An 8133-nucleotide genomic window follows, 5' to 3' on the forward strand; every position below is an offset into this window, starting at 1 on the left:
AAACTCAAGAGAAACTATGAAAGCGTCATAGCAATGGCCTGCGCTTTTCTGTGGCTACCAATGTGAAACGGGAACAGACCCTAGGCAAATTACTGGCGAGTAGCTATAACAGAACTCATGGCCAGCCTGACGCTTCAGCAGCTTGGCGTTATGAGTTTCTGTTTATGGTAGCAAGACGTTTCAGGCTCAGAATGCTGAGCTTCATCAATGGCCAGCTCTCTGCATGGCCAGTAGCGGTTTTGGCATTTCTGGTCGGCGCGGCGCTGACCGTCATGTTGGCACTCGCTGACAACGAGCTGTATCAGCGGCAACTGCGTCAACGCTTCGACATGTTGGCTGCGGAGCGCTTCAGCCGTCTTCAGGAGCGTCTGGACCGTCAGGTCACCCGGCTCGATACACTGGGCCGCTTCTTTGTCTTTTCCCATCAGGTCGAACAGGCGGAATTCAACGGCTTTGTCGCTCCGTTGCTGCTCGGCACCCAGGCGTATGCCTGGAACCCCAAAGTGACCCTGGCCGAGCGTTCTGCGTTTGAAGAGCAGGCGCGCAAGGAAGGCGCCGCCGGGTACGCCATCCGCCAGCTGGACGAAAACGGTGCACTGAAAGTGGCCGGTGTCCGGAATGAGTATTTTCCGGTGCGGTTCATCCAGACCCTCAGCAAAATCCCGACACCGTCAGGTTTCGATGTGTTCTCCGAGCCAATCCGCCATTCTGCGCTGGAACGTGCGCGGCTGCTCAAGCGCATTGTCGCGACGCCGCGCATCAGCCTGCTGGCCCTGGACCCTTCCGACACCTACGGCATACTGCTGGTCGCGCCGGTGTTCTCTTCTGAACGGCCATCTGAGCTGAGAGGGTATGTCTCTGCGGTTATCAGCCTGGCGCAACTGATGAGTGTCGGTACCGCCGAGCAGGACAACCTCGCAGTGACCATGCTTGACGTCAGTTCGCCGGAAAAGCCGGAGCAGGTTTACCAGTCGCCCGTTGCCGGCCTGCACAATCAGCTGTACGCCAGTAGCCTGTTGAGCCTCGGCGACAGGGATTATCTGGTTGAAGTTCGCCCTACGCAGATCTTCAGTGTGAGCAATCAGACCATCATGCCGGGCCGGGTCCTGTGGCTTGGCGGGTTGTTGAGCCTGATGCTCAGTGCCTTGTTGTATAGCCTGATCAGCCAGCGCCAGCGCGCCTTGCAGCGTGTGGCGCAACGCACCCGTGAGCTGCGCCAGCGCGAGCAGCAGTTGCGGGCCGCACATGGGCAACTGCGCAATGTGCTCGATGCCGCGACCGAAGTGGCGATCATTGCGACTGATCTGGACGGGTTGATCAACACCTTCAATGTCGGTGCCCAGAAAATGCTCGGGTACAGCGAAGAAGACGTGGTGGGCAAGCTGCGGCTCATGGACCTCTATCAGTCTGCCGAACTGGAGGCACGTGCGAGCGCCCTGAGCAAAGACCGCGGGCGGCCGATCAGCGCCTCGCAACTGATGTTTCTCGATGCTGTACAGGACGGCACTCACCCGTCGCAGGAGTGGACGCTGCAACGCAGCGACCGCAGCACGCTGGTGGTGGACATGCTGGTCACTGCCGTGCGCGATGACCAAGGGCTGTGGACCGGGTATCTGGCCGTGTGCATCGACGTCACTGAGCACAAGCGCGTCAACGAAGCCCTTGCCGCGAAGGGGCAGTTATTGAAAAAGCTCGGTTCGCAGGTGCCCGGCGGTATTTATCAGTACCACCTGGCTGTGGACGGCAGTGCGCGCTTCAGGTACGCCAGCGCGGGTATGTGCGAACTCTTCGAGGTGGAGGAAGCACAGTTGCTTGGCGACTCCGAGGCAGTGCTGCGGCGTATTCAGCCGGCGGATCTGATACGGGTCAGAAGCTCGATTCTTGCCAGCGCCAGGCACCTGACGCCCTGGAGCGAAGAGTACCGTGTCGACCTGCCACGCAAGGGCGCGCGCTGGCTGAGCGCGGCTTCCACACCGGAGCAACTGGCTGACGGCAGTGTGCTGTGGCACGGCTTTGTGTCCGATATCACTGACCTCAAGCGCGTCGAAGAGGAGCTGCGAGCGCTGTCGGTGACAGACGTACTGACCGGTGCCTATAACCGGCGCTATTTCCAGGACCGCATGCAGGCCGAGCTGAAAAGAATCGACCGGCACGGGGGCAACCTGTCGATCATCATGCTCGACATCGACCACTTCAAACGCATCAATGATCGCTTCGGGCATGCCGCAGGCGATCAGGTGCTCAAGGCTATTTCGGAAAAGATCAGTCAGCGCCTGCGCAGCGACGATGTGTTCTGTCGTCTGGGTGGCGAAGAGTTCATGGTGGTGTGCCCAGGCACCCGAGGCGGGCAGGCTTATCAATTGGCCTTGAGCTTGCGCGAAGGGCTGCGCAATCAGGTGATCGAAGGCGTTGATCAGGTGGTGACAGCCAGCTTCGGGATTGCCAGCTGGCGCGCAGGCGAGGGGATCGACACGATGCTGCTGCGCGCCGATTCAGGCGTGTACGCCGCCAAGCAGGCCGGTCGGGATCGGGTCGAGCCCGAGCTACTCTGAGCAACTGCCGGCAACCGGCTATGTGAGCGGGTTGCCGGGGCTTTTACTGCTGGATCGAGACCGTGGTGTTGACCAGCTTGGGCTGGCGGTACAGGTCGATCAGCACCTCATCCAGAATCGAAGACGCCCCGAACGGACGCGGATCGTTGAGGATCGCCACGACTGCCCAGGTGTTGCCATTGCTGTCGCGGCTGAAACCGGCAATCGCGCGAACGGTGTTCAGGGTGCCGGTCTTGATGTGGGCCTCGCCCAGCAGCGGCGTACGCTTGAGGCGTTTGCGCATGGTGCCGTCAAGCCCTGCCAGCGGCATCGAGCTCATGAATTCGGCGGCATACGGGCTGCGCCAGGCGGCCTGCAGGATAATTGCCATTTCACGGGCGCTGACCCGCTCCGCACGCGAAAGACCCGAGCCGTTCTCCATGACCAGATGCGGCGCGGTAATACCTTTTTTCGCCAGCCACTGGCGAATCACCCGCTGCGCGGCCTTGCCGTCGTCACCATCGGCTTCGTTGCGGAATTCTTCGCCCAGGCTCAGGAACAGCTGCTGTGCCATGGTGTTGTTACTGAATTTGTTGATGTCGCGGATGACTTCGACCAGGTCCGGGGAGAACGCCTTGGCCAGCAGCTTGGTGTTGGCCGGCACGACGCCGACGCGATCCTTGCCCAGAATAGTGCCGCCCAGTTCCTGCCAGATGGCCCGCACCGCGCCTGCGGCGTAGGTCGGGTGGTCGAGCAGCGACAGGTAGGTCTGGGAGTTGCAGCCGTTGCCCAACTGGCCAGTCACGGTCACATTGATGCTGCCGTCAGCCTGAGTCACCGGGTTGTAACGCACATCGCCCGTGCATTGTTTCGAGGCACTGGCCTTGACCTGGTTATCGACACGAATGGTGGCAATGGGTGGCTCCACAGACACGAGGATTCTGCCGTCATCGTTGCGCGTCACAAAGCGCAAGGCCTTGAGGTTGACCATCAGTGCGTCGGGCTTGACCAGAAACGGCTTGTTTTCATCGTTGCCGTCGTCATTGAACTCAGGCAATTGCGGCTGCACGAAATGGCTGCGGTCCAGCACCAGATCGCCGGTCACCTGCTGCACGCCATTGGCGCGCAGGTCACGCATCAGCAGCCAGAGCTTTTCCATGTTCAGCTTGGGGTCGCCGCCGCCCTTGAGATAAAGGTTGCCGCGTAGCACGCCGTTGCTCAGGGTGCCGTCGGTGAAGAATTCGGTTTTCCACTGATGGGTCGGGCCGAGCATTTCCAGCGCAGCATAGGTGGTTATGAGCTTCATGGTCGATGCCGGGTTCACCGACACATCGGCGTTGAATACGGTGGGTGTGCCGGGACCATTGAGCGGCAACATGACCAGCGAGAGCGCATCATCGCCGAGCTTGCTGGCTTTCAGGGCCTGTTGAACCTTGGGGGGCAGCGTGGTGTTGATGACGGCGGCGTAGGAGGGCAGAGCCAGTGGCAGAAGCATCGAGGCGAGCAACAATGGACGGAGCGACTTGATCATTGAATAAAACCCTACTGCAAAGAGGGGGATAAAAAAGAGGGCATGGATGAATTCCCTCGGTAACTTTTTTGTCGATGTCGGCAACTATAGTAGTGAATGCGCGGCGATTTTTTTTAACACCGAATGCCACGCATGAAACGAGCCGCATTATGCCCCAAGCGGGGCAGGCGTGTGACGTGGGGCACACCAGTTAACACTATTTTTTATCGAGCCAGCCTGCAGGGCCCCAGAAATGGTCTGTGTGCGTTGTGCGCCGCAATTGTCGGGCTTTTAAGTCGCCAAGCTGGTAAAGTGCCGCCCGATATTTATTGATGAGGATTGTCCCATGGCCACTAACCGCTCCCGCCGTCTGCGCAAAAAACTGTGTGTGGACGAGTTTCAGGAATTGGGTTTTGAACTGAACCTGGACTTCAAGCAAGAGCTGGATGACAAGGCAATCGATGCGTTCCTTGATGCTTTCCTGAAAGAAGCAATGGAAGCCAACGGTCTTGGTTATGTGGGCGGCGATGACTTCGGTCTGGTTTGCCTGAGCAAGCGTGGCTCGGTCAGCGAAGAGCAGCGTGCTGCTGTTGAAGCCTGGCTTAAAGGCCGCAGCGAACTGACAGAAGTGACTGTCAGCCCGCTGATCGACGTCTGGTACCCGGAAAAAGAAATCAATCCGGCCGCCTGATGTAACAGGGAAGCAGGCCAGCGCCTGCTTCCCTGGCTGTTCCTCCCCCGTTAAAGCCCTCTGCTTCAACGTTTTTTACGTCTTCTCCAGCGCTTTGCAGTCAGGTCTTCGCCTGTTGCAGCATCAGCGCGTCCTCAAGTTCGATCATCGCCAGTTCGACAACCTGCTTGCAGGTGTGGAAGTGTTCATTCGGCACGTCCGGTTCGCAGGCCAGTTCAAGCGCGTCACAGGCCTCAACCACACTGGCTGCACTGATAATCCGTGCAGCGCCCTTGATTCTGTGAGCCAGCTCACGTGTTTCGATACGGTCGTTGTCAGGCATCAGCCTGGCGAGCACCAGCCGATCTTCATGGTTGCTGTGCTGCAATTGCGTGATCAGGCGCTCGACCATTTCCGGGCGGTTGCCGGTCAGGCTGCTGATGTTGTTGATGCTGAACGGAAGATGCGCGCGTGCCAGTGGAGAGATCGCCGTCAACCGCTCGCTGAGCATCGACAGGCTGATGGGTTTGAACAGGCAGTCGTCCATGCCTGCTGCGCGACAGCGCTCTATCTCGTCAGGCTGGGCATTGGCCGTGAATCCCCAGACGGGGCAGCGTGGTTTTTTCGTCACGCCTTCATGAGTGCGCAGTGCCGAGGTCATGTCGTAGCCGTTCATGATCGGCATGTTGCAATCGGCGACCACCAGATCGAACGTGTCGGCCTTCCATCGCTCAAGCCCCTGCGCGCCGTTTTCAGCCGTCTCGCAGTGATGGCCGAGAAAGCCTAGTTGCTGGCATAGCAGCAAACGATTGGCAGGGTGGTCGTCGACGATCAGGATTCTGAGCACCTGATGGACCGCCGCCGGTGGTTGTGTCGCGACGGGCTGCCTGGTCAGTGGTTCGAGTGTGGTCAGCAGCAGGTTCATGCTGATCCGCGTGCCGTTGCCCGGTTCACTGTCGAGCGAGAGGCTGCCGCCCATCATCATGCACAGGCTGCGGCAGATCACCAGTCCCAGCCCGGCACCGGTGCGGGCCATCTGTCCGGTGTTGTCGGCCTGGGCGAAAGGCTCGAACAGACGCTTCTGGTCTTCGACGCTGATGCCTATACCGCTGTCCTGCACGGTGATGTGCAGGTGCAGCAACTGCGGATCCAAATTGTCGACCGCCTGCAGGGCGATCTTGATGCGTCCCATCGGGGTGAACTTGATGGCATTGCTGACCAGATTGGAGAGTATCTGCTTGAAGCGCAGCGGGTCGATCAGTACGTCGGTGTTGATCCGGCTGTCCAGCTCCAGCACCAGGTCGAGGTCTTTCTGGCGCGCCAGGCCGTCAAACACCCTGAGCACCGACTCGACCAGTTGCCGCAGGTTCGCCCGTTCCGGGTTCAGCGCCAGCCTTCCGGACTCGATCCGCGCGATATCGAGAATGTCGCCGATCAGGTCCAGCAGGTCGTTGGCCGAGCTGTAAGCCACCTCGATGGCGGAGCGATCCAGCTCGCCCTGATCGGCACGCTTGAGCGCCAGCTCCAGCATGCCGATCACGGCGTTCATGGGCGTGCGGATTTCATGGCTCATGGTCGCCAGGAAAGTACTCTTGGCACGACTGGCGGCGTCGGCCTGTTCCTTGGCCGCCTGCAGGTCCTCGATCAGTTGGCGACGATCGCTGATGTCGATCCAGCCACCGATGATGCCCTGTACCTCGCCCAGCGAGTCACGAAAGGGCAGGATCCAGTGGTAGATGGTCAGTTGGCGGTCGCCGATGTGCAGCGGGCGGTCGAGAATCAGCGCGGTGTTGCTGGCCATGACCCGTTGATAATCGGCAGCGTATTCACGTGCCTCGAAAGCATTGCCCAGCACCCCTTCGGTAGCGCTCTTGCCGATGATGTCTTCCCGCTGCGCGGAAAAAGCCCTGAGGTAACTGTCATTGCACATTTGCAGCAAACTATCGCGATCGCGCACGTAGATCGGATGAGGCGTGCCGTCGACCAGCGCCCTCATGAACTCGTACTGATCGCTGAGGGCACGCTCTGCGGCTTCGCGTTGGCGGATCTGCCTGCGCATCCAGGCATTCCAGGCCAGCAGGCCCAGCAACAACAGGCCCGCACCAATCACAATCTGATAGATCAGCCGCTGGTAGTCGTGCCAGCTGGCGCTTGAGGGGGTGTAGGCGCGCCAGCGGTTGTTGATCGCAGCCAGGTCCTGCGGCGCGATGCTCGCCAACGCCTTGTCGAGAATCGAGCTGAGCTCCAGAGCGTTGCGCGACGTGGCCATGGAGATCAATGCCGGGTCCTCGCCGACCGTGGCCGTCATCTGCAAGCGTTCCTCGAAGATCCCGGAAGACAGGAAGTAATCCGCGCTCAGCAACGAGACCACGGCACCTTCCGTTCTGCCCACTGCCAGCATGTCCAGCGCCTGAAACGGGTTGTCGATTTCCAGTGGCACGACTCTCGGGTACTTGCGGCGCAGCCAGTCGAGCATCGGGCTGCCTTGAGTAATGGCCAGGCGTTTGCCGTCCATCTGTCCCAGGTAGCTGGGTGAGCCCTTGTCCTTGCGGGTGACCAGCACGAAGGAGTTGTCGATGTAAGGCCGGCTGAAGCTCAGGCTGTCTTCGCGCACATCGCTGGACACCAGCGCGCCGATCATGTCTGCCTGCCCCTCACTGACCTGGTTTTGCATGTCGGTCAGGCTCGGCGAGCGTTTGACATCGAATTTGAGCCCGGTACGCAGGCGCACCAGTTCAAGCAGATCGGCAGTGATGCCGCGAAAGTTGCCCTTGGCATCGAAGAAGGTCAGCGGTGCGTAGGCTTCGTTGACCACCACTCGCACGAGCGGGTGCAGGGCTATCCAGCGTTCTTCGCGTTGGGTGAGTTGCAGTTTCTGGTCGGTGAGCATCAGGTCACTGCCGGTGCTCCAGCGTCTGGAAATGTCGATGCGCTCATCGACGGGAATCGCCTTCAGCGTCTGGTTGATGACACCCAGCAATTGCGTGTTCTGGTTGCTGACGGCGAAACTGAAGCCATTGGCTTCGTGCTTGCCGAAACTGGACATTTGCACATTGTTCAGATAGCCCTTGTTGATGATGTATTGGGTGGAAATCGTATCGCCCAGAAACACATCGGCCTGGTTGAAGGCCACAGCATTGATGGCGTTCTGAAACGAAGGATAGGTTTTGATAAGGGCTCCCGGGTAGGTCGTCGCGACATCGGCAAGCGGCAGATAGTGATAGACCATGCTCAGCCGCATGCCTCGCAGGCCTTCGTTCAACGGCCGTGTGTCGCCGACCCGGGTGACCAGTACCGGCTGGTCCACCGAATAAGGCTGGGCGGTTTCAGAGGCTGAGTGCAACACCCGGCTATTGAGTTAGGGATGGACTCTCATGATGCTTGGACATCATTTCCGTCATCATTTCGATAGGGCATCTGTA

At 59.6% G+C, this 8133-nt stretch carries 3 protein-coding genes and 1 pseudogene; 2 read left to right on the plus strand and 2 right to left on the minus strand.

The features are described 5' to 3' along the window. The first annotated feature begins 164 nt into the window (after nucleotides 1–164). Entirely contained in the window at nucleotides 165–2552 is a 2388-nt protein-coding gene (locus DW49_RS0123305) for a sensor domain-containing diguanylate cyclase (protein ID WP_024420929.1), read from the plus strand. A 43-nt stretch (nucleotides 2553–2595) separates the two neighbouring features. On the opposite strand, the gene dacB is transcribed toward DW49_RS0123305, so the two are convergent. Beyond that, nucleotides 2596–4062 (minus strand): D-alanyl-D-alanine carboxypeptidase/D-alanyl-D-alanine endopeptidase, encoded by a 1467-nt coding sequence (gene dacB, locus DW49_RS0123310; protein WP_005617425.1) that lies wholly within the window; start codon nucleotides 4060–4062, stop codon nucleotides 2596–2598. A gap of 325 nt (nucleotides 4063–4387) precedes the next feature. Between dacB and DW49_RS0123315 the strand changes: the two genes are divergently transcribed. Next, on the plus strand, nucleotides 4388–4732 hold the full coding sequence (locus DW49_RS0123315) for a YggL family protein (RefSeq protein WP_003346101.1): 345 nt from the start codon (nucleotides 4388–4390) through the stop codon (nucleotides 4730–4732). 100 nt (nucleotides 4733–4832) lie between these two features. Here the strand turns inward: DW49_RS0123315 and DW49_RS0123320 are convergent. Continuing rightward, a pseudogene (locus DW49_RS0123320) lies at nucleotides 4833–8033 on the minus strand (ATP-binding protein); the annotation flags it as partial. Nucleotides 8034–8133: the final 100 nt, after the last annotated feature.

Origin of the sequence: Pseudomonas avellanae BPIC 631, assembly GCF_000444135.1 — a bacterium.
In the GTDB taxonomy this organism is placed as follows: Bacteria; Pseudomonadota; Gammaproteobacteria; order Pseudomonadales; family Pseudomonadaceae; genus Aquipseudomonas; species Aquipseudomonas avellanae.

What these genes read in the sequence shown, in the direction of transcription:
- DW49_RS0123305 (WP_024420929.1), top strand. Translation starts at nt 165, where the DNA reads ATGGTAGCAAGACGTTTCAGGCTCAGAATGCTGAGCTTCATCAATGGC.
- DW49_RS0123315 (WP_003346101.1), top strand. Translation starts at nt 4,388, where the DNA reads ATGGCCACTAACCGCTCCCGCCGTCTGCGCAAAAAACTGTGTGTGGAC.
- dacB (WP_005617425.1), bottom strand. Translation starts at nt 4,062, where the DNA reads ATGATCAAGTCGCTCCGTCCATTGTTGCTCGCCTCGATGCTTCTGCCA.